22 protein-coding genes, 2 tRNA genes and 1 riboswitch are annotated in these 26,049 nt (G+C 45.4%); of the genes, 16 read left to right on the top strand and 8 right to left on the bottom strand.

Annotated elements, in window-relative coordinates; all coding sequences use genetic code 11:
- Positions 1 to 288: 288 nt before the first annotated feature.
- The 7 genes from groES (at position 289) to GPK58_RS06575 (ending at position 7,414) form a co-directional block, all read left to right on the top strand.
- The gene (groES, locus tag GPK58_RS06605) at positions 289 to 573 is read left to right on the top strand and encodes a co-chaperone GroES (protein WP_021651813.1); all 285 of its coding nucleotides are present in this window, start codon (positions 289 to 291) and stop codon (positions 571 to 573) included.
- 47 nt (positions 574 to 620) lie between these two features.
- Positions 621 to 2,240, top strand: coding sequence for a chaperonin GroEL (groL, locus tag GPK58_RS06600; protein ID WP_021975898.1), 1,620 nt, complete (start codon positions 621 to 623; stop codon positions 2,238 to 2,240).
- A 117-nt stretch (positions 2,241 to 2,357) separates the two neighbouring features.
- The gene (locus GPK58_RS06595; protein ID WP_021975899.1) at positions 2,358 to 2,861 is read left to right on the top strand and encodes a DUF6106 family protein; all 504 of its coding nucleotides are present in this window, start codon (positions 2,358 to 2,360) and stop codon (positions 2,859 to 2,861) included.
- Positions 2,862 to 2,928: 67 nt separating this feature from the next.
- Complete coding sequence (gene guaB / locus GPK58_RS06590; RefSeq protein WP_021975900.1) at positions 2,929 to 4,383, top strand: IMP dehydrogenase; 1,455 nt, start codon at positions 2,929 to 2,931, stop codon at positions 4,381 to 4,383.
- A gap of 112 nt (positions 4,384 to 4,495) precedes the next feature.
- Positions 4,496 to 5,212, top strand: coding sequence for a peptidoglycan recognition protein family protein (locus GPK58_RS06585; protein ID WP_044961668.1), 717 nt, complete (start codon positions 4,496 to 4,498; stop codon positions 5,210 to 5,212).
- 97 nt (positions 5,213 to 5,309) lie between these two features.
- Positions 5,310 to 5,391, top strand: a riboswitch (ZMP/ZTP riboswitch).
- Between the two features lie 86 nt (positions 5,392 to 5,477).
- Positions 5,478 to 6,191 (top strand): IMP cyclohydrolase, encoded by a 714-nt coding sequence (locus tag GPK58_RS06580; RefSeq protein ID WP_015524355.1) that lies wholly within the window; start codon positions 5,478 to 5,480, stop codon positions 6,189 to 6,191.
- Positions 6,192 to 6,229: 38 nt separating this feature from the next.
- Positions 6,230 to 7,414 (top strand): phosphoribosylaminoimidazolecarboxamide formyltransferase, encoded by a 1,185-nt coding sequence (locus GPK58_RS06575; protein ID WP_110103451.1) that lies wholly within the window; start codon positions 6,230 to 6,232, stop codon positions 7,412 to 7,414.
- Between the two features lie 164 nt (positions 7,415 to 7,578).
- On the opposite strand, the gene GPK58_RS06570 is transcribed toward GPK58_RS06575, so the two are convergent.
- Both GPK58_RS06570 and GPK58_RS06565 read right to left on the bottom strand, forming a co-directional pair.
- Positions 7,579 to 7,651: transfer RNA gene (locus tag GPK58_RS06570), tRNA-Gly, on the bottom strand.
- A gap of 166 nt (positions 7,652 to 7,817) precedes the next feature.
- Positions 7,818 to 8,507 carry a lysozyme family protein gene (locus GPK58_RS06565; RefSeq protein ID WP_044961647.1) on the bottom strand — a complete coding sequence of 230 codons (690 nt, stop codon included), beginning with the start codon at positions 8,505 to 8,507 and terminating at the stop codon, positions 7,818 to 7,820.
- 162 nt (positions 8,508 to 8,669) lie between these two features.
- On the opposite strand from GPK58_RS06565, the gene GPK58_RS06560 reads away from it, so the two are divergent.
- A complete protein-coding gene (locus tag GPK58_RS06560; protein ID WP_015524358.1) occupies positions 8,670 to 9,749 on the top strand; it encodes a 3D domain-containing protein in 1,080 nt (359 codons plus the stop codon).
- Positions 9,750 to 9,853: 104 nt separating this feature from the next.
- Here GPK58_RS06560 and GPK58_RS06555 read toward each other — a convergent pair.
- Both GPK58_RS06555 and GPK58_RS06550 read right to left on the bottom strand, forming a co-directional pair.
- A tRNA-Phe gene (locus tag GPK58_RS06555) sits at positions 9,854 to 9,926 on the bottom strand.
- A gap of 130 nt (positions 9,927 to 10,056) precedes the next feature.
- A complete protein-coding gene (locus tag GPK58_RS06550) occupies positions 10,057 to 11,241 on the bottom strand; it encodes an iron-containing alcohol dehydrogenase (RefSeq protein ID WP_015524359.1) in 1,185 nt (394 codons plus the stop codon).
- A gap of 312 nt (positions 11,242 to 11,553) precedes the next feature.
- On the opposite strand from GPK58_RS06550, the gene GPK58_RS06545 reads away from it, so the two are divergent.
- From GPK58_RS06545 to GPK58_RS06535, 3 genes are all read left to right on the top strand, one after another.
- Positions 11,554 to 12,456, top strand: coding sequence for an NAD(P)/FAD-dependent oxidoreductase (locus tag GPK58_RS06545; RefSeq protein WP_021651805.1), 903 nt, complete (start codon positions 11,554 to 11,556; stop codon positions 12,454 to 12,456).
- Between the two features lie 49 nt (positions 12,457 to 12,505).
- Positions 12,506 to 12,805: a thioredoxin gene (gene trxA, locus GPK58_RS06540; protein ID WP_021651804.1), complete on the top strand. Its 300-nt coding sequence runs from the start codon at positions 12,506 to 12,508 to the stop codon at positions 12,803 to 12,805.
- Positions 12,806 to 12,907: 102 nt separating this feature from the next.
- Positions 12,908 to 14,731: a DUF6020 family protein gene (locus GPK58_RS06535; RefSeq protein ID WP_173740235.1), complete on the top strand. Its 1,824-nt coding sequence runs from the start codon at positions 12,908 to 12,910 to the stop codon at positions 14,729 to 14,731.
- On the opposite strand, the gene GPK58_RS06530 is transcribed toward GPK58_RS06535, so the two are convergent.
- On the bottom strand, positions 14,728 to 15,408 hold the full coding sequence (locus GPK58_RS06530) for a Crp/Fnr family transcriptional regulator (protein ID WP_021651802.1): 681 nt from the start codon (positions 15,406 to 15,408) through the stop codon (positions 14,728 to 14,730). The genes GPK58_RS06535 and GPK58_RS06530 overlap by 4 nt on opposite strands.
- Positions 15,409 to 15,784: 376 nt before the next feature.
- On the opposite strand from GPK58_RS06530, the gene GPK58_RS06525 reads away from it, so the two are divergent.
- From GPK58_RS06525 to trmL, 3 genes are all read left to right on the top strand, one after another.
- A complete protein-coding gene (locus GPK58_RS06525) occupies positions 15,785 to 17,470 on the top strand; it encodes a B12-binding domain-containing radical SAM protein (protein WP_215638381.1) in 1,686 nt (561 codons plus the stop codon).
- Positions 17,471 to 17,574: 104 nt separating this feature from the next.
- Entirely contained in the window at positions 17,575 to 18,186 is a 612-nt protein-coding gene (locus GPK58_RS06520; RefSeq protein WP_243874182.1) for an AIR synthase-related protein, read from the top strand.
- Positions 18,187 to 18,258: 72 nt separating this feature from the next.
- Positions 18,259 to 18,759 (top strand): tRNA (uridine(34)/cytosine(34)/5-carboxymethylaminomethyluridine(34)-2'-O)-methyltransferase TrmL, encoded by a 501-nt coding sequence (gene trmL / locus GPK58_RS06515; protein WP_015524365.1) that lies wholly within the window; start codon positions 18,259 to 18,261, stop codon positions 18,757 to 18,759.
- 101 nt (positions 18,760 to 18,860) lie between these two features.
- Here the strand turns inward: trmL and GPK58_RS06510 are convergent, their stop codons facing one another.
- From GPK58_RS06510 to GPK58_RS06500, 3 genes are read right to left on the bottom strand one after another with little or no spacing between them, the layout of a single operon-like run.
- Entirely contained in the window at positions 18,861 to 20,270 is a 1,410-nt protein-coding gene (locus GPK58_RS06510; protein ID WP_022426653.1) for a sensor histidine kinase, read from the bottom strand.
- Positions 20,267 to 20,968 carry a response regulator transcription factor gene (locus GPK58_RS06505; RefSeq protein ID WP_022426654.1) on the bottom strand — a complete coding sequence of 234 codons (702 nt, stop codon included), beginning with the start codon at positions 20,966 to 20,968 and terminating at the stop codon, positions 20,267 to 20,269. The genes GPK58_RS06510 and GPK58_RS06505 overlap by 4 nt, the downstream gene beginning before the upstream one ends.
- A 15-nt stretch (positions 20,969 to 20,983) precedes the next feature.
- Positions 20,984 to 23,365 (bottom strand): endonuclease MutS2, encoded by a 2,382-nt coding sequence (locus GPK58_RS06500; protein WP_215638380.1) that lies wholly within the window; start codon positions 23,363 to 23,365, stop codon positions 20,984 to 20,986.
- Between the two features lie 307 nt (positions 23,366 to 23,672).
- Here GPK58_RS06500 and GPK58_RS06495 point away from each other — a divergent pair, with 307 nt between their 5' ends.
- Positions 23,673 to 24,620 carry a 3'-5' exoribonuclease YhaM family protein gene (locus tag GPK58_RS06495; protein WP_015524370.1) on the top strand — a complete coding sequence of 316 codons (948 nt, stop codon included), beginning with the start codon at positions 23,673 to 23,675 and terminating at the stop codon, positions 24,618 to 24,620.
- Positions 24,621 to 24,623: 3 nt separating this feature from the next.
- Positions 24,624 to 25,991: a 23S rRNA (uracil(1939)-C(5))-methyltransferase RlmD gene (rlmD, locus tag GPK58_RS06490; protein WP_215638379.1), complete on the top strand. Its 1,368-nt coding sequence runs from the start codon at positions 24,624 to 24,626 to the stop codon at positions 25,989 to 25,991.
- The last annotated feature ends 58 nt before the right edge of the window (positions 25,992 to 26,049 follow it).

The raw sequence follows: 26,049 nt of genomic DNA, 5'->3' as shown, positions 1-26,049 counted from the left end.
AACTATTGAAACCGCCGTGTACCGAGCGGTATGCACGGTGGTGTGAGAGGACGGCGGTTAGTCACCGCCTCCTACTCGATTTCATAAAATCAAAATAAATAATGAAATTGAGAAAACAAGAGAAAACAAGAGTATAAAAGAGATAAAATCAGAATAATATAGAAAAACCATATCTTAAAAGGGTTGCGAAAATATGTGAAATTCACTAATATAGCCATAGTGATTAGCACTCGTATAAAGTGAGTGCTAGCAGACGAAGATGGAACTTATAAAGGAGGAACATAGATCATGAAGTTAGTACCTTTAGGCGACAGAGTAGTATTAAAACAGGTTGAAGCAGAAGAGACAACAGCATCCGGAATCGTACTTCCGGGACAGGCACAGGAGAAACCACAGCAGGCAGAAGTTATCGCAGTTGGTCCTGGCGGAGTTGTAAATGGCAAAGAAGTAAAGATGGAAGTAGAAGTCGGAAACACTGTTATTTACTCCAAATATGCAGGAACAGAAGTTAAGATGGATGGTACGGATTACATCATTGTAAAACAGGAAGATATCCTGGCAGTTATTAAATAATATAAACATCTTATCGTATATCAATATAAATAGGAGGTCATTTTATCATGGCAAAAGAAATTAAATATGGCGCAGAAGCAAGAGCAGCACTTGAAGCTGGTGTAAATAAACTTGCAGATACAGTAAGAGTAACACTTGGACCGAAAGGAAGAAACGTAGTACTTGACAAATCTTTCGGTGCTCCGCTTATCACAAACGATGGTGTTTCCATCGCAAAAGAGATCGAGCTTGAGGACGGATTCGAGAACATGGGTGCTCAGATCATCAAGGAAGTTGCATCCAAGACAAACGATGTAGCAGGTGATGGTACTACAACAGCGACTGTACTTGCTCAGGCAATGGTTCATGAGGGAATGAAGAACCTGGCAGCAGGTGCCAACCCGATCATCCTCAGAAAAGGTATGAAAAAAGCAACAGATGTTGCAGTAGAAGCGATCAAGAACATGAGCCAGGCAATCAACGGCAAAGAGCAGATCGCTAACGTAGCAGCAATCTCTGCAAGTGATGAGCAGGTTGGACAGCTTGTTGCTGATGCTATGGAGAAAGTTTCCAAAGACGGTGTTATCACTGTTGAGGAGTCCAAGACCATGCATACAGAGCTTGACCTTGTAGAAGGTATGCAGTTTGACCGTGGATATATTTCCGCATACATGTCCACAGATATGGAGAAAATGGAGGCAACTCTTGATGATCCGTACATCCTGATCACAGACAAGAAGATCAGCAATATCCAGGAGATCCTTCCACTTCTTGAGCAGGTTGTTCAGGCCGGTGCGAAACTTCTCATCATCGCTGAGGATGTTGAGGGTGAGGCCCTTACAACTCTGATCGTCAACAAACTGAGAGGAACCTTCCAGGTAGTAGCTGTAAAAGCTCCTGGCTATGGTGACAGAAGAAAAGAGATGCTTCAGGATATCGCGATCCTGACAGGCGGACAGGTGATCTCCGATGAGCTTGGTCTTGACCTGAAAGAAGCTAAGATGGAGCAGCTTGGACGTGCAAAATCTGTTAAAGTTGCAAAAGAGAACACAGTTATCGTTGATGGTCTCGGTGACAAAGATGCCATTGCAAAACGTGTTGCACAGATCCGTGCGCAGATCGAGGAGACAAAATCCGAGTTTGATAAAGAGAAACTTCAGGAGAGACTTGCAAAACTGGCTGGCGGCGTAGCTGTTATCCGTGTAGGTGCTGCTACTGAGACAGAGATGAAAGAAGCAAAACTTCGTCTTGAGGATGCTCTTGCAGCAACAAGAGCAGCTGTTGAGGAAGGTATCATCGCAGGTGGCGGATCTGCTTACATCCATGCTTCCAAAGAGGTTGCAAAACTTGCAACAACACTTGAAGGAGATGAGAAGACAGGTGCTTATGTGATCCTGAAAGCTCTTGAGGCTCCGCTGTTCCACATCGCTGCAAACGCAGGACTGGAAGGCGCTGTTATTATCAACAAAGTAAGAGAGTCTGAGATCGGTACAGGCTTCGATGCTCTCAATGAGAAATACGTAAACATGGTTGAGAACGGAATCCTTGATCCGGCTAAGGTTACAAGAAGTGCTCTTCAGAATGCTACAAGTGTTGCATCTACACTCCTTACAACAGAGGCTGTAGTTTCCACAATCAAAGAAGATACTCCGGCTCCGGCTGCAAACCCGGGAATGGGAATGATGTAATTATCAGCTGAGCAGGTGAAATAATTAATTCACAAAATGAGAGGGCCTGCGCCATAGACGCGGCTCTCTTTTTGTGTTATAATCAAAAAGTCAGTAAATTACGAAAGGAAGAAACAAATGAGTGACTTATATTCAGAGCTTCTGGTAAAAAAGAAGCAGACAGCGAAAGATCTGGTTGTGAAATACGGTCTGATAGCGCTGACGGTGATCATGGTCCTGGGAGGCCTTGTGCTGAATGTACTTTTGCTGGTACCGGCTATTGCACTTGGTATTGCATGTTATTTTGTAATACCGAAGACAGATCTGGAGTACGAGTATCTGTTTGTTAACGGAGAACTGGACATTGATATGATCATGTCAAAATCAAAAAGGAAAAGAGTGAAATCGCTCCAGCTTGCGGAGGCAGACCTTGTGGCACCATTAAAGTCCCACAGAATGGACTATTATAATGGCAATCAGAAGATGAAAGAGTATGATTTTTCATCAGGAATTGAGGATCATAAACGCTATGCAATGATCATAAGAGACAGTGGAGAAACCTGCAAAGTGATCCTGGAACTGGATGACGCACTTGCAAATACCATGAAAAATTCTGCACCAAGTAAAGTTTTTTTGGATTGACATGAATCTTGTTTTTTGTTACACTAGTTCACAAATTTAAAATATCTTACACAAGGGAGGAAATGCAATGGGTACTATTATTGGTGAAGGCATTACGTTTGATGACGTCCTTCTGGTTCCGGCTTATTCTAAAGTGATTCCGAATCAGGTAGATGTTTCAACGTATTTAACCAAGAAAGTAAAGCTGAATATCCCCATGATGAGTGCGGGAATGGACACAGTTACAGAGCACAGAATGGCAATTGCCATGGCCAGACAGGGTGGTATCGGTATCATCCACAAGAATATGTCCATCGAAGCACAGGCAGAAGAGGTTGATAAGGTTAAACGTTCTGAGAACGGTGTTATTACAGATCCATTTTATCTTTCACCGGAGCATACACTGAAAGATGCCAATGATCTGATGGCGAAATACCGTATTTCCGGTGTTCCGATCACAGAAGGCAGAAAGCTTGTAGGTATTATCACAAACCGTGATCTTAAATTTGAGACAGATTTCAGCAGAAAGATCAAGGAGTGCATGACTTCTGAAGGACTGATCACAGCCAAGGAAGGAATCACACTTGAGGATGCCAAGAAGATCCTTGCGAAATCCCGTAAGGAGAAATTACCCATTGTAGATGACGACTTTAATTTAAAAGGACTCATTACCATCAAGGATATCGAGAAACAGATCAAATATCCGCTTGCAGCCAAGGATGCACAGGGACGTCTTCTCTGTGGTGCGGCAGTTGGTATCACAGCCAATGTACTTGCACGTGTAGATGCACTTGTGAAAGCGAATGTGGATGTAATCGTAATTGATTCCGCACATGGTCATTCTGAGAATATCTTAAAAGCAGTCCGCGAGATCAAGGCTGCATATCCGGAACTTCAGGTTATCGCAGGTAACGTTGCAACAGGAGCAGCTACCAAGGCACTGATCGAAGCTGGTGTAGATGCAGTTAAAGTTGGTATCGGACCTGGATCTATCTGTACCACACGTGTTGTTGCAGGTATCGGTGTACCGCAGGTTACTGCTGTTATGGATTGCTATGAAGTAGCCAACAGCTACGGAATCCCGATCATCGCAGATGGTGGAATCAAGTATTCCGGAGACATCACCAAGGCTATCGCGGCAGGCGCCAATGTCTGCATGATGGGCAGCATGTTTGCTGGATGCGATGAGAGCCCGGGAACATTCGAGCTCTATCAGGGAAGAAAATATAAAGTATACCGTGGAATGGGATCTATTGCAGCTATGGAGAACGGCAGCAAGGATCGTTACTTCCAGGAGAACGCCAAGAAGCTTGTTCCAGAAGGTGTTGAAGGACGTGTTGCATACAAAGGACACGTTGAGGATACCGTATTCCAGTTAATTGGCGGTTTAAGATCCGGTATGGGTTACTGCGGAGCAGAGAACATTGAGAAGCTGAAAACAACAGGCAGATTCATTAAGATCTCCGCTGCATCTCTCAAGGAGTCACATCCACATGACATCCATATCACAAAAGAGGCTCCAAACTACAGTGTAGATGAATAATAAAGGAAAAAAAGGTAAGACCGGTAAAAAGTCACCCAGGCCGTCCCATAGCGGGCGGCCTGTTTCCGTAAAGAAAACTTCCTCCGGGTCTTCCAGAAGAAAAAAGAAGTCTTTGAGAAAAAAGAACCCGATCAAGATCCTACAGAGGATTGTGCTGATATGTATCATTGTGATCGTTGCTTTTGCTGCGTGTGCGTTAGGATACGCATTTTTTGAGATGCGCATGGAACAGAGTGAAACTCAGTCCGGACAGGAAGAAATATCCGGGAATGCCAGCGGAAATGGCGGACCGGAACAATGGCAGGCAGAAGGAGCACCTTTTATTGATGTGGAGCTTCTGACACCGAATTCCTATTCCAGACCACAGATTTCTATCGAACAGGTAAATTATATAGCCATTCATTATACGGCCAATCCGGGATCTACTGCCATATCCAACCGGAATTATTTTGAAAATCTTGCGACAACGCAGGACAACAAAGTCAGCAGTCATTTTGTGATAGGTTTGGAGGGAGAAGTGGTACAATGTATTCCCACTTCAGAAATATCCTATGCCACAAATTCCAGAAATGTAGATACCATATCCATTGAATGCTGCCATCCGGATGAAACAGGGCAGTTTAATACAGCAACCTATGATTCGGCGGTAAAGCTGACAGCGTGGCTTTGTACACGCTTTGGACTGACTTCGGATCAGGTGATCCGTCATTATGATGTCACAGGTAAAGACTGTCCGAAGTATTACGTGGAAAATCCCGATGCATGGATCCAGATGAAATCAGACATTGCAGCACAGATCCAGACAGATTATGCATTACAGGGGAAATAAAGTGTTATTGTTTATTTTGTGAGCAACAAGAAGTCTGGAAAAATAATTTCTGAAAATAGGGGCTTGAAAATTAAGAAGAAGTATTGTAGTATAACAGCAGAAGCTGCATGACTGGCGGAAAGTAGGATTACCTACAGGGAGTGCAGTGAAGTGAGAAGCCGACCGCCTGGGCAGCCTGATAAGGGGTGTCCAGGCGGTTTTTTGTTACCGTTCATATCCTGGGATAAGCCCCGGGCCTTACATTAGACAAGGAGGACTGTGAAAAATGACGACATTTTCACTTGAAAAAGAACTGAAAGAAAATTCCTATCCGGGAAGAGGAATTGTGATCGGACGTTCCGCTGACGGGAAACATGCAGTTACTGCATATTTTATTATGGGAAGAAGCGAGAACAGCAGAAACCGTATTTTTGTTGAGGATGGGGAAGGAATCCGTACACAGGCTTTTGATCCGTCCAAGCTTACAGACCCGAGCCTGATCATTTATGCACCGGTACGTGTCCTTGGAAATAAGACCATCGTAACAAACGGTGATCAGACAGATACGATCTATGAGGGAATGGACAGACAGCTCACCTTTGAACAGTCTCTCCGCAGCAGAGAGTTTGAGCCGGATGCGCCGAACTATACACCTCGTATTTCAGGTGTTCTTCATGTTGAAGACGGTAAATTCAATTATGCGATGTCTATTTTAAAGAGCAATAACGGAAATCCGGATTCCTGTCTTCGTTATACATTTGCCTATGAGAATGCGGCGGCAGGACAGGGACGTTTTATCCATACTTATAAATGCGATGGAAATCCACTTCCAAGTTTCGAGGGAGAGCCGAAGCTGGTAGAGATCCCAAGCGATATTGATGAGTTTACGGATCTCCTCTGGAAGAGCCTGAACCAGGATAATAAAGTTTCTCTCTTTGTTCGTTTTATTGACATTGAGACAGGAAAATATGAATCCAGGATCGTAAACAAGAATAAATAAGAAAATAGGGATATCACAGAGAACGGAGGAGCTTTTTCATGAAAGAATTACAGTTAAAATACGGATGTAACCCAAATCAGAAACCATCAAAGATCTATATGGCAGATGGAAGTGAGCTTCCGATCCAGGTACTCTCCGGAAGACCAGGATACATCAACTTCCTGGATGCCTTTAATGGCTGGCAGCTGGTACGTGACCTTAAGAAAGCAACCGGACTTCCGGCAGCAACTTCATTTAAGCATGTATCTCCGGCAGGTGCTTCCATCGGACTTCCGCTGAATGAGACACTGGCAAAGATCTACTGGGTAGGTGATATGGACTGGAAGAATTTTTCCCCGCTTGCATGTGCGTATGCAAGAGCAAGAGGTGCAGATCGTATGTCATCATTTGGTGATTTTATTTCTCTTTCTGATGTCTGCGACAAAGATACCGCAATGCTGATCAAGAGAGAGGTTTCTGATGGTGTGATCGCACCAGGATATACAGAGGAGGCTCTTGAAATTCTGAAGCAGAAGAAAAAAGGCAATTACAATGTGATCCAGATCGATGAAAACTATGTTCCAGAACCTTTGGAGCACAAACAGGTATTTGGAGTCACCTTTGAGCAGGGCCGCCAGGAGCTGGCAATTGATGATGCGCTGATCTCCAATATTGTAACAGAGAATAAAGAGCTTACGGAAGAAGCCAAGAGAGATATGAAGGTTTCTCTGATCATCCTGAAATATACACAGTCCAATTCTGTATGCTTTGTTAAGGACGGACAGGCTATCGGCGTTGGTGCAGGACAGCAGTCCCGTGTACATTGTACACGCCTTGCAGGTCAGAAGGCAGATAACTGGTATCTCCGTCAGTGTCCGAAAGTACTGGAGCTTCCGTTTAAAGACACGATCACACGTGCGGAGAGAGATAATGCCATTGATGTTTACATTGGTGAGGAATATATGGATGTCCTTGCAGATGGTGCATGGGAAAAGACATTCACAGAGAAGCCGGAAGTGTTCACAAAAGAAGAGAAGAGAGCATGGCTGGATGGTCTTACCGGCGTGACACTGGGATCCGATGCATTCTTCCCATTCAGTGATAATATCGAGCGCGCATATAAGAGCGGTGTAAAATATATTGCAGAGCCGGGTGGATCTGTACGTGATGACGCAGTTATCGATACATGTAATAAGTATGGAATGGTGATGGCATTTACAGGAATCCGCCTTTTCCACCACTAAAAGATGCATGCCTTGGCCATGATATGCAGCTGAAATAAAAGATAAAAAATATAAAGTCCCGAATCTGAATTTCTGGAAAAAAGAGATCAGACCCGGGACTTTTTGATCGAAAAAGGATAGTTTTAAAAATAAAAAAGAACTCTGAAAAACTCAGAGTTCTGAAGAGCGATAGACGGGGCTCGAACCCGCGGTCTCGACCTTGGCAAGGTCGCGCGTTACCAACTACGCCACTATCGCATATGTCTTATCGTTTCAAGTGTTTCCCTCAGCGACAAGACATATATTAGCATAGATTTTATATTCTGTCAAATGTTTTTTGGAATTTTTTTGAAATTATACACAACATATAAAGTTTATTCCAGACGTCTGAAATAGAACTTGTATATGACAATATTTCGGTGGTTTATGAGTTATTGTCTAAGTGGTAATAGCGCAAAACATGATCCGGATAGTATTGGTCACCATAGTCCCATGGACCGGCAGGATCATGAAGGGGATCATCTTCATCACGTTGTGTGCCGCCGCTTGCCATCTGAGCAAAGGCCTGAGCACTTTGGGCCGTCCACACAGTCTGACCGTTTTCTTCCAGATAAGCAAAATAGGAATCGGCTCCGAAATTGTATGCCTGCAGAGCCAGACGGATTTTGGAAAGATCAGTCGGACCGGTACAGACGGCCTTTTCCAGAGCATATTTCAGTTCCTGGATGCCACAGGAAATAGAGTAAGAAGGATCTGTGATACCATTGGGCTGCTGAGGATATCTGGTGTTGTAGGCTCCTTCTGAGGACTGCATGGGATCGGTACCCTGTCCGGAGCTTTCCTGCATCATCACAGCCAGGATCAGGTCTACATAGTCGGACATATCATATTGTGCTGCTTCGCTGGAAACCTCATCGCGATAAGCTTCACAGGCTGCATTGATCTGATGGGTTTCCTTCTGCCTGCCGGAAAATTTGGAAAAACGCAGAAGGATACAGCCCACGATCAGCAGAAAAAGACATGTCAGAAAGATCTTCTGCCTTCGCACCTGCTGTACACGGAGTTTGTGGCGCTGTTTTTTAGTAAGGGTTGGTTTCTTGTGTTTTGTATTCATATAAGTATTGTATCCGTTACGGATAGATTTGACCAGTTAAAAAATATGATCTTTTTGTTAAAAATTTCTGAAGACTGTCCTGTGAAATTGCAAAATATGATCTGATATGCTATGATAGTCGGGACAAACCGTAGAATGCCGGAATAAAGGAGGCAAGATTTCATGCGAAAAAAGCTTCTGGCAGTTATTTTATGTGCTTCTATGCTTTTCCCTGCATCCGTATCAGCAGAGGTACTGGGATATGAAGCAACATTGGATACATATACAAAGGAGAAAAAAACACCTCAGCAGTTTCAGATCGATGATGGGGCGGGAAATACAGTAAATGCTCTGGCGAAGAGTGATACGCTTTATGTTACAGCGAAAAATACGGAAATCCGGTCCAATCCGGGAGACAGTGGTACAGAGCTGCGTTCTGTGATCCTGGGAACGAAGCTTGAAAGAGTTGCAGTCTGTGACAATGGCTGGAGCAAGGTGACCTTCCAAAAGAAAGGTGAGGACAAGATCATCGGTTATGTTTCGGACAGCGTGCTCAGTGATACGGAGATCGTAAATAAATTTACAGATACAGTTACAGCGGCACAGGACAGTGATATCCTGGATTATCCCGGCAAGAAGGACGGAGAGGTTGTAGGAGAGGTCCTTCAGGATGATGAGCTGAAAAGAACAGGTACGGTAGATGCTATCTGGAGCAGGATCGTTTACACAGATGACAGTGGTTCAGATCACGTCGGCTATATTCCGACCAGCTGTCTGGAAGGTTATCAGGCTACGGAAGTGGCCAAGGCAGAGCAGGAAAAGAATACAAAAGCAGGATCCCTTACTAAGAGTTCCGGGGAGGGCGTTTTTGCGGATGCGGTGGATGGTGTAACTTCCACAGGTGGTTCCGGAAGTACCGCAGCTGGCGTACAGATCGGAACGCCGGTATCAGTATCTTCGGACGCGACATTGAAACCACTGGGAACATTCCGGATCACGCATTATTGTCCGTGTAGCATCTGCTGCGGACCATGGGCGAATGGAATTACTTCCACAGGAGTAACGGCCACTACCAACCGTACGATCGCAGTGGATCCGAGTCAGATCCCATACGGTTCCAAAGTAGTGATCAATGGACAGGTTTATGTTGCAGAGGACTGCGGAGGAGCGATCCGGACCAATTGCATTGATGTATATGTGGCAACACACTCCGAAGCAGAGCAGAAGGGCGTGTTTTATACAGAAGTTTATTTGCTTCAGTGATCAGAAAAAGACTGCTGTAGATTCCACAAGGGATTTGCAGCAGTTTTTTGTATAAAAAAACTCTGACCAGCAGAGGCTATTCTGCGATCAGAGTAAAAAAATAATGCCCAGAGCCGGAATCGAACCAGCGACACGAGGATTTTCAGTCCTCTGCTCTACCAACTGAGCTATCTGGGCATGTCTCTTTCGAGTACTTTGTTACTTTAACACATTTATGTAGAGAATGCAAGGAAAAAATAAAAAAAGCAGATGTTTTTCTGAAAAATCTGATTTTCAAAAAAACATCTGCAATATTATGGCTACAGATTTATCTGGCAGCAAGATAGATTTTTTCCATATCTTTCATGTTCAGCTGTTTGAACACACCGATGGTACGGGTGTCTTCAAAGCTGCATTTAAACGCTAGATCATGGATCTCCTTTTCTGTAAGATCAAGACCAAGCTCATGAAGGCTGGTAGGCATCTGGATGGAACGGAAATAATCTTCCATGGCTTCTATGCCGGCAAGAGCAGTTTTGTTGAAGTCGGTACTGCAGGGAATGTCAAAGATATTGACTGCAAACTGGGCAAAGCGTTCCGGATTTGCATCATAAACGTAACGTGCCCAGCTTCCCCACAAAGCGGCAAGACCGGCTCCGTGAGCCACATCGTAGGTGCCGCCCAGTTCATGCTCCAGCTGGTGACAGGCCCAGTCACCACCGCCGGTTCCGCAGCCGGTAAGTCCATTGTGGGAAAGACTGCCGGCCCACATGATCTCTGCCCGTGCAGTATAATTATCCGTCTCCTTCATCAGGATCCGGGAGTTATAGATCACGGTCTGCATCAGAGATTCGCTGATACTGTCGGTGATCTCCATGGTTTCGATATTTACAAAGTACCGTTCCATAGTATGCATCAGGATATCCACACAGCCGCTTTCGGTCTGATATTGCGGCAGGGTATAGGTGAGGCGGGGATTTAAAATAGCAAAACGTGGGCGGCACAGATCGTTGCGGGCACTACTCCGTTTCAGCCAGCCCTCTTCATTGGTGATCACACAGGATCCGCTCATTTCACTTCCGGAAGCTGCGATCGTCAGGATAACGCCTACAGGAAGACAGGCTTTTGGGGTTTCGGTGCGGAGAAAAAAGTTCCATACATCTGTATCCGGATTGGCAAGTCCATAGCCGATGGCCTTGCAGGAATCAATAACGCTGCCACCGCCAACAGCCAAAAGAAAATCAACCTGTTCTTTGCGGCAAAGCTCAATACCTTCACGTACCTTGGAGAGACGGGGATTGGGAACCACACCGCCAAGAGTGACATAGGAAATTCCAGCTTCATCCAGAGAAGATCGGATCTCATCGATCAGACCGGAGCTTACTGCACTGTGGCTGCCATAATGGATCAGTACTTTGCTGCAGTTCTGCTCTTTTAGAACAGTGCCGATCTTAAGGTGTGTATCTTTTCCGAAAATAACCCGGGTAGGGGTAAAATATTCAAAATTTCTCATAGAGATTAGGCTCCTTTTTATGATTCATGATCTATTGATAAATATAAGGAATCTGTTTCCTTACAGGTCAAGCAGATATTTATGATCCCGCAGGGGTATCATCTTGATTCATTTAATTGGTTTAAAGTCGTTATAATAATAGCATAGAAGAGAAACAGACGCAAATAAAAGCTATTGAAAAAAAGGTGTAATTTTGGGGGAATGTGATATAATGACTTCTGTGAAGGAAAAGTGACCTGATCACAGAAACAGACCAATGCGAAGCGTATATTATAGAACAGATCCAAACGAAGAAGAAAGCAGGTGTCTGAAATGGAGAATATCATTATCATAGGAGCAGGTCCGGCCGGGATCTCGGCAGCACTTTATGCGGCAAGAGGAAATATGGATCCGCTGATCATAAATACAGGGATCGGTTCACTGGAAAAAGCGGAGAAGATCGAGAACTATTACGGACTGGAGCAGCCGCTGTCCGGCAGAGAGCTTTTCGAAAGAGGTCTTGCCCAGGCAAGAGCACTTGGAGTACGGATCCTGGATGCCCAGGTTGTGGGAATGGGTGGTTTTGATACTTTTGAGGTGAAAACTACCGCAGGAGATTTTGAGGCACGCAGCGTGATCCTGGCAACCGGAAGCAGGAGAGCTTCTGCCAGGATTCCGGGAGTAAAGGAATTTGAGGGAAAAGGTGTCAGCTACTGCGCAGTATGTGACGCATTTTTTTACAGAGGAAAAGAAGTGGCAGTGCTTGGAAACAGTGATTTTGCTCTTCATGAAGCAGAAGAACTTTCTCATACCGCTTCCCGTGTGACGATCTTTACAGATGGAAAGAAACCGGAATTTTCAAGAGAAAATCCGCTTCCGGTTAACACCATGAAGATCCAGGCAATCGAAGGGGATGAGCGTGTTTCCGGCATCCGCCTGAAAAGTGATGTGTCCATGCAGGAAGCAGGTACCGGAGCAGATTCTTTTGTGCCGGCAGAGGGAGTCTTTGTAGCACTTGGTACAGCCGGAAGCTCGGAGATGGCCCGCCAGATCGGAGCGGAATTGAATGAAAAAGGAAATATCCGGGTCAATGAAGAGATGGAGACTACAGTTCCGGGACTGTATGCAGCGGGTGATTGCACCGGTGGACTTCTCCAGGTGGCAAAAGCTGTTCATGACGGTGCCCAGGCAGGACTTTCCGCCTGTCAGTATGTGCGGAAGCTTCTGAAGGCGTAAGCATAAGCTGATACTAAAAATAAATACAGGATCAAGGAGGAATTTTATCATGGCAAAAGTTTTTACAACAGACAATTTTGAAACAGAGGTATTAAAGGCAGAAAAGCCGGTACTGGTAGATTTTTGGGCAACCTGGTGCGGACCATGCAGACGTCAGGCTCCGGTCGTGGAAGAGCTTGCAGAAGCCGGATATGAGGTTGGCAAGGTTGACGTAGACAAAGAGCCATCACTGGCACAGCAGTACAAGATCATGAGTATCCCCACACTGTTGGTATTCAAAGAAGGAAAAGAGACCGCACGTTTTGTGGGACTGACATCAAAGACAGAGCTTGAGGCAGCGCTTCAGTAACCAAAACAGAAAACAGAAAAAACAGATACAGCTCTGGGAACCGAAACGGTTTCCGGAGCATTGTTGGTTTACTGAAAATTTTAGACAAGGGTTAATAAAAATATGGATGAGAAAATAATAAAAAAGAATGCAGTGCCTGTGATCGCGGCAATGATCACAGCGCTGGCCTTTTCTTTTACGGGCCTTCCAATGGATGGAAATACTTCTGTAGAAAAAATGAGCGATGTTTATAATGGATTGGGATGCACGAGCTTGCTTGCATGGATCCTGCTTCTTATTTTATACGTGAAAGGATGGGAGGGCTACCGGAAATACAGAAACTGGCAGGCACATGTTTTGGCAGTGATCTTTTCGGCGGGAATGCTTCTTGGAACTTCTTATTTTACAAATGGAAACTGGGATTTTCTGTTTGGCGCAAAGAAACAGATCCTGATCTCAGCCGGATGCTTTATAGGATTTTATATTATCTGTGATATGGGAATCACTTATTTCTGGAGGATTCCTGAGATGGAGTTTTTCCGAAAGGCCTGCGGGCGTATCCCGGCCAGAGAGGAAGAAGTAATGTGGTTCCGCCTGGCAAAGATATCTATGATCATTGGATGGACACCGTTTATCCTGGCATTTCTCCCAGGTTCGATCCCGGCAGATGGATTTCGGCAGCTGGATGTATTTTTGGGAGCTATGCCGCTGGACAATCATCATCCATGGGTCCTGACGATGATCATGGGTGGACTGCTGACACTTGGAAAAACTATCTGGTGTTATAATTTTGGAGTGTTTCTGATCATCATTGTGTTTACTTCTGTGGAAATCTGGTGTTACAGTGCGGTAGTCCGCTATCTGTACAGATGGAAGGCTCCAAAATGGATACTTTTTGGTACTGTTCTGCTGTTTGCATTTGTTCCCATATTTGGAAGCTATGCGCAGGCAGTGATCAAAGATGGATTATATACGGCAGTCATTACTTTGTATTTTGCAGTGTATATAGATATTTGTCATTCCTTTTCCAAGAGAAAGGCAGTATATTTATTTCTTCTGGGAATCAGTGTTTGTCTTACCCGAAATAATGGCATTCATCTAGTCCTGCCTTCTTTGATCCTTTTGTTTTTCTTCCTGGTAAAGGGCGCGAGGAAATATGCATTTATTGTGGCTGTCTGTGTTTTTGCCTGTTATCTGGGCGTAGAAAAGGGGGTAGCACCTGCCCTTGGCGTGGCACCTGGATCCCGATGTGAAATGCTTTCGGTACCGTTTCAGCAGACTGCCCGATATCTGAGAGAATATCCGGATGATGTAACCGCAAGTGAGAAGAAAGCGATCAACAGGATCCTGGATTATGATGTTCTTGCCGAGAAGTATAATCCGGAACTGTCGGATCCTGTGAAAATTACATTTAGGTTCAGAGATGATGATAATGATCCTAAATTGGATGGATACATGAAAGATTATTTTAAAGCCTGGTTTGCCATGTTCCGTCGTCATCCGGGAGTATATATCCAGGCGACATTGAATAATATCTACAGTTATAATGATCCGTTCCATATGGGAAGAGGACAGCAGGGCGTGTACCGGTTTTACATAGATAAACTGTATCAGAAAAAATCCGGGATCGATGTCAGCTATGTGGGCCCAAAAAAGATCCAGTATCTATTCAGGCTTTATGATGAATTATGGATGCGTGCACCTGGGCTGGGACTTATCTTAAGTGCAGGAACGTATACCTGGCTTACTCTGTTGCTGATGGGGTATCTTCTGGTGAAGAAGCAATGGAAAAAACTCCTGATCTTTGCCATACCGGTGCTGAATATACTGATATGCCTTGTGTCTCCTGTAAATGGGATGATCCGTTATATGTGGCCGGTAATGACTATTATGCCGATGCTGTTCTGGTGGATCCTGCAGCCGGCACCTAAAACATCTTCAAATTAAAAAGTATTCATCATTTCATAAAGACGTCTTTTATCCAGAATGCGGATCGATCCCCGTGAGATCTGGATAGAGCCGTCTTTATTCATTTTTTTAAGGCTGCGGCTGACAGCTTCTCTGGCACTTCCGATGGAGCGGGCGATGGCTTCCTGTGTGAGAGCGAGCTCATCGGAACCGGTATCTGCAGCTTCATCCAGAAGAAAGGCTGCGATTCTCTGAGTCAGGGTCATAAAAAATGTCCGTTCGATTCCTGCGATCACATCTGAGAAATGTTCAGTTGTCCGTTTGTAGATGAAATTTTCCAGATAGATATTGTTTTTCATCAGCCGGGAAAAAGGAACTGCCGGAAGCAGAAGCAGATCACAGTCTGTTTCTGCATCGATCTGTACATCAAATGTAATGGCAGAAAGCATGCAGGAGGCGGAAAGAGTGCAGATGTCACTGTCCCTTAAACGGTACAGGGTAGCCTCTTTTCCCTGAGCAGACAGTAGATAAACACGGAGAACTCCCTTCAGAAGAAAAAGAGTTCCTAGGCACTGGCGCTCTTCAGACTGTATGGCAGCACCTGCCGGGTAATGAAGCTCGCGAATGTTATCAAGAAGAAAATTCCGATCTTCTTCCGTCATATGTTCCCAGAAGGGAAACGCCTGAAAATAATTCAGACAGCTGTTTCGATCCATAAAAAGATTACTCCTTTATAAAAATATATAGTACTCATTTTAACGCTGTTTGGATGGAAATACAACAAAAACGGCATTTTTGCGGCAGGAGGGAAATCCCTGTTTGTTACTGTTCACTCCGTTCTCAGCAACACGCTTCGCGATGCACAGAATTTATGCTGATCGCATAAATTCGCGCGGTATGTCTCGGGTTTTCTGTGACCTTCGCTCACAAAAAACACCTCGCGGAATATTACCAGTGAACAGTAACCCCTGTTTTTCTATTTACATCCGGTGGCGGGAACGTTATAATCATAAAGCGAAAAGGATCAACAGAGAAATAATGAAAACTGCCGGGGAAAGAAATTATCCGACAGAAGTTAGGAGAATATAAAATTTGAAAATCTTACTTGCAGCATGCAATGCAAAATATATCCATTCCAATCTTGCGGTATATAACCTGAAATCCTGTTCCGGAGAATACAGCTCCAGGGTTGTGGTCAAAGAGTATACGATCAATCAGATCAGGGATGACATTTTAAAAGATATTTATCTGGAGCAGCCGGATCTGGTCTGCTTTTCCTGCTATATCTGGAATATTTCCTTTGTCAGGGAGCTGGTGCCGGATCTTAAGAAAATCCTTCCACAGGTGGAGTTTTGGGCAGGAGGCCCGGAGGTATCCTACGATGCGGTGGAATTTCTGAAAAAGAATCCTGCGTTTTTTGGAGTGATGGTGGGAGAAGGAGAGGAAACCTTCCATGAACTGGCAGGTTATTATATAGAAAGAAAACCGGAAACTTTGAGCGGGATCCGCGGAGTAGCTTTTCGTGATGAAAACAAAGGCAGGGATATTGTACACACGGGCTGGCGGGAATTGATGGATTTAAGTAAAGTTCCGTTTGCATACAGCAATCTTACAGAGTTTAAAAACCGCATTATTTATTATGAGAGCAGCAGGGGATGCCCCTTTTCCTGCAGCTACTGCCTTTCTTCCATAGATAAGAAGCTTCGGTTCCGTGATATTGAGCTTGTAAAAAAGGAATTGCAGTTTTTTATTGATAATAAAGTTCCTCAGGTCAAATTTGTGGATCGTACCTTCAACTGCAAGCATGACCATGCCATGGAGATCTGGAGGTATATTACGGAGAATGATAACGGGATCACCAATTTTCATTTTGAGATTTCAGCAGATCTTCTCCGTGCGGAGGAGCTGGCGCTGATGAAAACCATGCGTCCGGGCCTGATCCAGCTGGAGATTGGTGTACAGTCCACCAATCCTCAGACCATCAAAGCCATTCGTAGAACCATGGATTTTGAAAAGCTGAAAGGGATTGTAGAGCAGATCCACAGCTTTGGAAATATCCACCAGCATCTGGATCTGATCGCAGGACTTCCCTATGAGGGATACGACAGCTTCCACAAGTCCTTCTGCGATGTTTACGCACTGCGTCCGGAACAGTTTCAGCTTGGTTTTCTGAAGGTGCTGAAGGGCTCACACATGATGGAAATGACAGGGGAATATCAGATTCTTTACAAGGATCGGGAACCCTATGAGGTACTTTCCACAGCCTGGCTGACCTACGGGGAGATTTTAAGGCTGAAAATGGTGGAAAGTATGGTGGAAGTGTATTATAATAGTGGGCAGTTCAAAAATACCCTTGTATTTCTGGAGAAGTATTTTGACGATCCTTTCCGGATGTATGAGGCACTTGGCAGATTTTATGAGAAAAAAGGATACTCGGAGATCTCTCATTCCAGGATGAGGCGCTATGAGATCCTTATGGAGTTTGCCGGAGAACAGAAAGAGATCCCGTCGGAAGCACTTTCCGATGTAATGCTCCTGGATCTTTATCTTCGAGAGAATTTAAAGAGCAGGCCATCCTTTGCTTCAGACCAGAAGCCGTATGAGCGGCTGATCTGGGATTACCGGAAAGCGAAAAAAATCCCGAAAACCGCCCATATCGAGGTGTTCCGGGATGGAAAGAAGCTTCTTTTTGATTATACAGACAGGGATCCTTTGACCAACAATGCGCAATTAACGGATATTACAGATGAGGTGAATGATAATTATGGGAATGTTTGATCCGAAAAAAAGAAAAGTGATCACAGCGATCATCGCAGTTATTCTGGTACTGGCAATGGTAGTTCCGACTGTGCTTTCGCTTATCCTTTATTAAGGCGGCAGTTATGAAACTTGGAAAAAAAGCACTGGAGGCGCTTCAGGCAGAGATAGACGGACGGCTTATGCCGGGAGACGAGCTGATCGTGGCAGGCCCTGTGGCAGCAGAAGGAACTGCATGGATCACAAAGAATTATTATGACAGGCTGCGGGAGTTTTTTGCAGAACGGTTTCTCGAGGATGCTGTAAAGCTTCCTGAGGTTTACGGAACAGGAACAGAGAATGATAAAATTTGGAAAATGGCGGAAGAATCCGGAGCCAGTGCCCGATATCGGATGGGAGAAGGCGGCTTTCTTGCTGCCCTCTGGAAAATGGCGGAGGCATCCGGAGTAGGTCTTAGTGCAGATCTTCGAAGTGTGCCCATCCGACAGGAAACCATAGAGATCTGTGAGATCCTTGATGTGAATCCGTACAAGCTGCTTTCCGGCGGAAGTATTCTTATGGGAATCCATGGCGGTGATGCGTTTGTGCAGCAGTTGCGGCGAGAGGGGATCATGGCAGCAGTGATCGGGCAGACCGATTCCGGAAATAACAGGCTTCTTTACAGCGGCGGAAATGCCAGATATCTGGAACGCCCGGCAGAAGATGAGACCAAAAAGCTTGGCTTTTTGATCTCATGAGCAAGCAGCGAAGCGGATTGCGAATGCATATTTTGTATATTTAATGCTATGTAGAAAAGAGGAAAAAAATAAATGGGAGTTTTGAATATTGTGCTCCATGAGCCGGAAATTCCGGCAAATACAGGAAATATCGGAAGAACCTGTGTGGCAACAGGAACCAGGCTGCATCTGATCGAACCGCTTGGTTTTCGCCTGAATGAAAAGGCCATCAAGCGTGCAGGTATGGATTATTGGGAACATCTGGATGTGACCAGATATCTAGACTATGAGGATTTTCTCAAAAAGAATCCGGGAGCAAAGATTTATTACGCAACCACCAAGGCACCTCAGACTTATACAGATGTGCAGTATGAGGATGACTGTTTCATTATGTTTGGCAAGGAGAGTGCGGGAATCCCGGAGGATATCCTGGTAAACAATCAGGAAACCTGCGTGCGGATCCCGATGATCGGAGATATCCGTTCCCTGAATTTAAGCAATTCAGTTGCCATTGTGCTTTATGAGGCGCTGCGACAGCATAATTTTACGCATATGAATCTGGAAGGCCATCTGAGAAATTACGACTGGAAATAAGCCTGCAAAGAGTAAATAAAAACCTCTGATCCGGAAATACTGTAGGAGATATTGAGAGATATTTCTTTTACAGCCTTCCGGATCAGAGGTTTTTTGATGTTTTATTTTGCTTTTTCCAGTGTAAAGATAAATTCTGTTCCAACACCTACGGTGCTGATCACATTGATATTCTGCTTATGAGCGTTGATGATCTCTTTTACAATGGCAAGGCCAAGCCCGGTACCCTTGCGGTCTTTTCCACGGGAGGCATCGATCTTATAGAAACGATCCCAGATCCTGGAAAGACTTTCCTTTGGAATTCCGCTTCCATGGTCTTTGACTGAGACAAAAACCTTGCCATGATTGACTGTGGTTTCCAGTGTGATAGAAGAATTGTCGTTGCTGAATTTTACTGCATTGTCCAATAAATTGTACAGTACCTGCTGGATCTGTTCCATATCTGCACGGACAAAAAGCTCTTTTCCCGCAAGGAGGAGCTCCAGACGGATGTTTCGTTCCGAACAGGTTCCCTCAAAGGTGGCGGCTGTGGTACGGATTGTTTCATTGATATCAAAACGCCGCATATGCATCATACGCTTTTTGACATCCAGTTCGTTTAAGGTAAGGAGACTTCGAGTAAGCTTCTCCAGACGGGTGGATTCAAAAGCAATGACTTTCAGATAACGTTCCTGCATTTCCGGTGGGATGGTACCGTCCAGCATGGCTTCCACATAGCCTTTGATGGAGGTCAGAGGTGAGCGGAAATCATGGGACACATTGGAAATGAATTGTCGTTGATACTCTCCGTTTTTGTTCAGCTTGTCTGCCATGTAATTCAGGGAGTGGGAAAGATATCCCATCTCATCTTCAGAATCTACTGGGATCGTGTAGGTAAGATTTCCGTTGGCAAATTCCAGGGCACCCTTTAAGATTTCTTTCAGAGGTTTGTGGACCCTGTAAAAATAGATCAGAAGAAAACTGAAAAAAAGTGCATAGATCACAATAAAGATCAGGATCATAACCTCTACGATATTGCTGCGGCTTTCGTAGAGGTTTTTCATAGGGTAGTGGATCACCAGATAACCAGTCACCAGATCCGTATCTTTTATGGGAACGACTGTGCTTAGCTGTGGGGTTTTTAATGTCCCGTAAAACGTACCGGAGGAATAGCAGGTATCTTCGTAATCTTCCGGTCGGAAGTTCCTGACGGTGATATCACCGGAATCAGAGGACTGCTGGTTTGTGTTTATCAGAACGTTCCCATCTGTATCCATAACCCAGAAATCTGCATTTTGAAAGGCTGCTGCAGAGGAAAGAGCCAGGGTGAGGGATTCGTTTTTGGGGTTTTTTACAGCCTGACGAAGTTCATTTTTGGAAACCAGCTGGCTGGCAGTGCGGTAAAGGGACTCTCCGGTAGAGCGCTCCAGCCTTTTTTCTACCAGGTAGGAGCCACCGGAGGAAAGCAGCAGAAAGCAGATTCCGCCCAGCATAAAGTACAGGATCAGCAGTTTAGTATAAAGATGCTGTTTCATGAATCCTTTACCTCAAATTTGTAACCGATTCCCCAGACTGTGGAAAGAGCCCAGTTTGGGTTATCCTTGATCTTCTCACGTAGACGTTTGATGTGAACGTCTACGGTTCTGGTATCGCCAATGTATTCATAGCCCCAGATGTGATCCAGAAGCTGTTCTCTTGTGAAAACCTGATTGGGAGAAGCTGCCAGGAAATAGAGAAGCTCCAGCTCCTTTGGCGGCATATCGATCTGGTGTCCCATATAAGTTACAGAATAGTTGGTCAGGTTGATCACCAGATCCGGATAGGAAACACATTTTTCCTTTGGCGCGGCAGACGGAGATTTTACATGAAATCTGCGCAGTACCGCACGGACACGTGCCACCAGCTCTTTGGAGTCAAAAGGCTTGATGATGTAATCATCTGCTCCAAGTTCCAGTCCCAGGACTTTGTCAAAGGTTTCTCCCTTGGCGGAAAGCATAATGATCGGTATATCGGAGGTGTGACGGATCTCACGGCATACCTGGTATCCGTCAATGCCCGGAAGCATGAGATCCAGAAGGATCAGATCCGGATGAAAAATATGGAACTGCTTCAGGGCTTCCTCGCCGTCATTTACGATCTTAGTCTCAAAGCATTCTTTTGTGAGATAGAGAGCAACCAGCTCTGCAATGTTGTTGTCATCGTCAACAATGAGGATTTTCTGTTTTGTAGCCATGGCTTCAGCTCCTTTTTATTTCTTGAATTCTACAATGGTCACGCCGGCATCGCCTTCTCCGAATTCGCCGAGACGGAAGGAAGCTACGTGCTTTTGACGCTTCAGGTAATTGTGGACACCTTTGCGGAGGGCACCGGTACCTTTTCCGTGAACGATACGGACGGATTTCATGTGTGCGATATAGGCGTCATCCAGATATTTATCCAGCTCTGCAACTGCCTCATCTACGGTTTTTCCCAGAAGATTGATCTCTGTGGAAATGCTGGCTGCCTTGGACATACGGATCTTTCCGGCGCCGGTACGCTGCATGGACGGAGTGGTGATCACCGGCTCGTCCACAAGCTCCAGATCGGAGATATGAACCTTGGAACGGATGATACCCATCTGCACAAAGAGATATCCTCTGGAATCCGGATGACTGGAAACTGTTCCTTTCAGATTCAGGCTGAGCACCTTTACGGTATCGCCAAGAGAAAGATCGGATGGCTTCAGCTGTTTCTTTGGCTTTTGCTTCTGCTGTCTGGAAGACATTCCATTTTCGGCTTTTGACATACGTTTTTTCAGGTTCTGGCGTTCTTTTTCCACGGAAGCGGTATCTATGTGATCCTTCTGGAATTTATGGAAAAGCTTCATGGTCTGATCTGCGTATTCCTTGGTATCGCGGAGAATCGCATGTGCCTGTTCATTGGCTTCTCTGAGAATCCGCTCTTTACGTTCATCCAGTTTTTCTTCTTTTTCCTGAAGGGATTTTTTCAGCTCTTCTACCTGCTCTTTGTAACGGGCAATTTCAGCACGCTCGTTTTCGATGGTGACACGGCTCTGCTCCAGGGATGTCAGAACATCTTCAAAAGATTCATCCTGCTCGCTGATCTGTTCCTTTGCTTTGTCGATGATGAAATCCGGAAGCCCCAGCTTGGAAGAAATGGCAAATGCGTTACTTTTTCCCGGAACACCGATCAGAAGGCGGTAGGTCGGACGTAAGGTTTCCACATCGAATTCACAGCAGGCATTTTCCACACCTGGAGTGGAGAGGGCATAGATCTTCAGTTCGCTGTAATGGGTGGTTGCCATGGTACGGATACCCTGCTCGTGAAGATGTGACAGGATCGCAATGGCAAGAGCGGCACCCTCTGTAGGGTCCGTACCTGCACCAAGCTCATCGAAGAGGACCAGGGAATCCTGATCTGCGGATTTCAGGAAGGAAACCACGTTTGTCATATGAGAGGAGAAGGTACTTAAGGACTGTTCAATGCTCTGCTCATCTCCGATATCAGCATAAACCTCGCGGAAAAGTGCAAGTTCGGAACGATCCAGCGCCGGGATATGGAGACCCGACTGTCCCATCATGGTAAGAAGACCTACGGTTTTCAGAGAAACAGTTTTACCACCGGTGTTTGGTCCGGTGACAACCAGGAGGTCAAAATCATCCCCGAGACGGATGTCAATAGGAACGGCTTTTTTCTTATCGATCAGTGGATGACGGGCCTGGCGAAGCCGGATCCGGCCTTCTGTGTTGAAAACAGGTTCACTGGCGTTCATGTCCATGGCAAGTGCGGCACGGGCAAAAATAAAGTCCAGCTGTACCATGATGGAAAGATCTGCGTGAATAGCCTCCAGCTCAGCAGCTACCTGCTGGCTTAAGGATGCAAGGATCACTTCGATCTCTTTCTGCTCTTTCAGCTCCAGCTCGCGGATGTCGTTGTTCAGCTTGACAACAGCCATGGGCTCAATGAAAAGAGTGGAACCTGTGGCGGACTGGTCGTGGATCATACCGGGAACCTGGCCTTTATATTCAGCTTTTACCGGGATACAGTAGCGACCGTCGCGCATGGTGATAACGGAATCCTGAAGATAATTCCTGGCACTTCCTGCAACCAGAGAAGAAAGCTGGGTGTGTATCCGGTCGTTGGTGGCTTTGATGCTGCGGCGGATCTGGCGAAGCGTGCTGCTGGCATCGTCACTGATCTCATCCTCGGAAAGGATACAGCGGCGGATCTCTGTGCTGAGTGGTGTCAGAGGTTCCAGTGCCGCAAACATTCCGTCAAGGGAATCGGTCATTCCGTCATCACGGTCACTTCTGGAATAGGCCTTTACACGACCGGTATTCTCAAGAAGACTGCAGACAGAAAGCAGCTCCGGTGCATTCAGGGCGCTGCCAACAGTAAGACGTTTTAATGTGCCGCGGATGTCCTTGACGCTGCCGAAGGAAATGCCGCCTTTTTTGAACAGGCGTGCAAGGGCATCGTGTGTCTGCAGCTGCATGGCCCGGATCTCTTCAATGTCTGTGGAAGGGGTAAGCTTCCGACAGAGATCCTTTCCCATGGGGGAGGATGCCTTGTCTGTGAGCAGATCTATGATTTTATAGTATTCAAGTGCTTTGTATGCTTTTTTGTTCATTGTTGCTATAGTTACTCCTTTTTGTTACTTCTGTTACTTCTGTGCTTTTCTGCGTAACACAGGATATGCAAAAAAACACTTCGTTTCCTATTTTACATGATTTCCATAGCAAAGGAAAGTAAAATGTGTTATGATACTGAATAAAGCCCGGAAGTAAGTGGAAACTGTGCAAAAATGCCAGAAAGCCCGGACCGGGATGCGGCCAAAGATCATAAAGAAAGTCTGGCTATGAATGCAAAGTGTGAAGCGGATGTGTTCGTGAGTATGTCTGCTTTGAAAGTAAAAAGAACAGAAAGGCAAGAATTTTATGCGTTTTTTAAATGAATTACATGAGGGAGACAGAGTAAACGGGATCTATCTCTGCAAACAGAAACAGGCAGCTACAACGAAGAATGGCAAGCCCTATGAGAATCTGATCCTTCAGGATAAAACAGGTGTGATCGATGGTAAGATCTGGGATCCCAATTCTCTGGGAATTGATGAGTTTGATACTCTTGATTACATTGAGATCATGGGAGATGTGACAAGCTTTGCAGGCGCCATGCAGCTGAATATCAAGAGAGCACGCAAGGCAGGAGAAGGGGAGTATGATCCGGCAGATTATCTTCCTACCAGTGAGAACAGTGTGGATGATATGCAGAGCCAGCTACGAGAGCTTATCAACAGTGTGAAGAATCCCTATCTTTCCCAGCTTCTGAAGAAGCTCTTTGTGGAAGATCAGGAATTTATGAAGATATTTGAGGGACATTCTGCAGCGAAGACCGTACATCATGGCTTTATCGGCGGGCTGATGGAGCACACTCTTGGAGTGACCCGTCTCTGCGATTATATGGCGAATGCATATCCACTATTGAACCGAGATCTTCTGATCACAACCGCACTTCTTCATGATGTGGGCAAAACGAAGGAGCTTTCTGCTTTTCCGATGAATGATTATACAGATGAGGGACAGCTTCTTGGACATATTGTGATCGGGGCACAGATGGTACATGATCTTGCAAAAGAGATCCCGGATTTTCCGGAGAAGCTTGAAAATCAGGTGATCCATTGTATTCTTGCACATCATGGTGAGCTGGAGTACGGTTCTCCCAAGAAACCGGCACTTGCGGAGGCAGTTGCCCTGAATCTGGCAGACAATACAGATGCAAGGATGGAGACACTGACAGAAATTTTCCACGCAGACAAAGGCAAAAAAGAATGGCTTGGTTTCAACCGGCTTTTTGAGTCCAATTTAAGAAGAACAGGAGATATTTAATACATGGAATTCCGTAAAAACGATATACTCACTTTAGATATAGAGGATTGCGGAGTTGACGGTGAAGGTATCGGGAAAGCCGATGGCTTCACCGTTTTTGTGAAAGACGCCGTGATCGGAGACCGGATCAAAGCCAAGATCATCAAGGCAAAAAAGAACTATGGCTATGGCCGTCTGATGGAGGTGATCACACCGTCTCCATACCGTGTGAAACCTGCCTGCTCTATTGCCCGCCAGTGCGGAGGATGCCAGCTTCAGGCATTATCCTACGAGCAGCAGCTGAAATTCAAGGAGAAAAAAGTCCGTGGCCATCTGGAGCGGATCGGCGGTTTTAAGGATTTCCCGATGGAGACGATCATGGGAATGGACGAGCCTTACCATTACCGCAACAAGGCACAGTTCCCGGTAGGAAAAAATAAAGACGGAAAGATCATCACCGGTTTTTATGCAGGAAGGACCCACTCCATCATTGATAACCGAGAATGTATTCTGGGAGTGAAACAGAATAAAGAGGTTTTGGACCGTGTGATCGGACACATGGAAAAATATCATGTACAGCCCTACGATGAGGCCACGGGAAAAGGTCTTGTACGTCATATTATGATTCGTTACGGCTTCCATACAGATGAGATGATGGTCTGTCTGATCTTAAACGGAGATAAGATCCCTGCAGAAAAGGCTCTTGTGGAATCACTCTGTGAAATTCCGGAAATGACCAGCATTACCATCAATGTTAATAAAAAACGGAACAATGTGATCCTGGGTGATCAGCTTCGCCTCCTTTGGGGACAGTCCTATATAACGGACAGCATCGGAGATATTTCCTATCAGATCTCTCCCCTGTCCTTTTTCCAGGTCAATCCCATCCAGACCGAAAAACTGTATGGAAAGGCTCTGGAGTACGCCGGCCTTACGGGAAATGAAACTGTCTGGGATCTGTACTGCGGAATCGGAACTATCTCCCTGTTCCTGGCCCAGAAAGCAAAATTCGTCCGCGGCGTGGAGATCGTACCACAGGCCATTGACAATGCAAGAGAGAATGCGAAGCTCAATGGCATTGAGAATGTAGAGTTTTTTGTCGGAAAAGCAGAGGAAGTGCTGCCGAGAGAGTATGAGAAGAATGGCGTTTATGCAGACGTTATCGTGGTAGACCCGCCACGGAAGGGCTGTGATGAGGTACTTCTGAATACGATCCTTAAAATGAAGCCGGAGAGGGTTGTGTATGTGAGCTGTGACAGTGCGACACTGGCGAGGGATCTGAAGGTGCTGTGTGCGGAGGATTATGAACTGGTGCGGGTTTCTACTACTGATATGTTTCCGCAGGGAGTCCACGTTGAGACGGTCTGTTTGCTGTCAAGAAAAGATAAATAAAGGCTAAAAAGTGGCGTATTTCCGGGCTTTTTGTAAGGTTAGTATCATCGTAAGAAGC

Source organism: Blautia sp. MCC270 (assembly GCF_018785605.1).
GTDB classification, from domain to species: Bacteria; Bacillota; Clostridia; order Lachnospirales; family Lachnospiraceae; genus Blautia_A; species Blautia_A fusiformis.
Note: the sequence above shows the minus strand (reverse complement) of the source record. Positions and strands in the feature narration are given on the sequence as shown.

What these genes read in the sequence shown, in the direction of transcription:
- GPK58_RS06575 (WP_110103451.1), top strand. Translation starts at nt 6,230, where the DNA reads ATGAAAGAATTACAGTTAAAATACGGATGTAACCCAAATCAGAAACCA.
- GPK58_RS06530 (WP_021651802.1), bottom strand. Translation starts at nt 15,408, where the DNA reads ATGGATCGAAACAGCTGTCTGAATTATTTTCAGGCGTTTCCCTTCTGG.
- GPK58_RS06565 (WP_044961647.1), bottom strand. Translation starts at nt 8,507, where the DNA reads ATGAATACAAAACACAAGAAACCAACCCTTACTAAAAAACAGCGCCAC.
- GPK58_RS06520 (WP_243874182.1), top strand. Translation starts at nt 17,575, where the DNA reads ATGAAACTTGGAAAAAAAGCACTGGAGGCGCTTCAGGCAGAGATAGAC.
- rlmD (WP_215638379.1), top strand. Translation starts at nt 24,624, where the DNA reads ATGGAATTCCGTAAAAACGATATACTCACTTTAGATATAGAGGATTGC.
- groES (WP_021651813.1), top strand. Translation starts at nt 289, where the DNA reads ATGAAGTTAGTACCTTTAGGCGACAGAGTAGTATTAAAACAGGTTGAA.
- GPK58_RS06505 (WP_022426654.1), bottom strand. Translation starts at nt 20,968, where the DNA reads ATGGCTACAAAACAGAAAATCCTCATTGTTGACGATGACAACAACATT.
- trmL (WP_015524365.1), top strand. Translation starts at nt 18,259, where the DNA reads ATGGGAGTTTTGAATATTGTGCTCCATGAGCCGGAAATTCCGGCAAAT.
- GPK58_RS06595 (WP_021975899.1), top strand. Translation starts at nt 2,358, where the DNA reads ATGAGTGACTTATATTCAGAGCTTCTGGTAAAAAAGAAGCAGACAGCG.
- groL (WP_021975898.1), top strand. Translation starts at nt 621, where the DNA reads ATGGCAAAAGAAATTAAATATGGCGCAGAAGCAAGAGCAGCACTTGAA.
- GPK58_RS06535 (WP_173740235.1), top strand. Translation starts at nt 12,908, where the DNA reads ATGGATGAGAAAATAATAAAAAAGAATGCAGTGCCTGTGATCGCGGCA.
- GPK58_RS06580 (WP_015524355.1), top strand. Translation starts at nt 5,478, where the DNA reads ATGACGACATTTTCACTTGAAAAAGAACTGAAAGAAAATTCCTATCCG.
- GPK58_RS06550 (WP_015524359.1), bottom strand. Translation starts at nt 11,241, where the DNA reads ATGAGAAATTTTGAATATTTTACCCCTACCCGGGTTATTTTCGGAAAA.
- GPK58_RS06495 (WP_015524370.1), top strand. Translation starts at nt 23,673, where the DNA reads ATGCGTTTTTTAAATGAATTACATGAGGGAGACAGAGTAAACGGGATC.
- trxA (WP_021651804.1), top strand. Translation starts at nt 12,506, where the DNA reads ATGGCAAAAGTTTTTACAACAGACAATTTTGAAACAGAGGTATTAAAG.
- GPK58_RS06545 (WP_021651805.1), top strand. Translation starts at nt 11,554, where the DNA reads ATGGAGAATATCATTATCATAGGAGCAGGTCCGGCCGGGATCTCGGCA.
- GPK58_RS06500 (WP_215638380.1), bottom strand. Translation starts at nt 23,365, where the DNA reads ATGAACAAAAAAGCATACAAAGCACTTGAATACTATAAAATCATAGAT.
- GPK58_RS06510 (WP_022426653.1), bottom strand. Translation starts at nt 20,270, where the DNA reads ATGAAACAGCATCTTTATACTAAACTGCTGATCCTGTACTTTATGCTG.
- GPK58_RS06560 (WP_015524358.1), top strand. Translation starts at nt 8,670, where the DNA reads ATGCGAAAAAAGCTTCTGGCAGTTATTTTATGTGCTTCTATGCTTTTC.
- guaB (WP_021975900.1), top strand. Translation starts at nt 2,929, where the DNA reads ATGGGTACTATTATTGGTGAAGGCATTACGTTTGATGACGTCCTTCTG.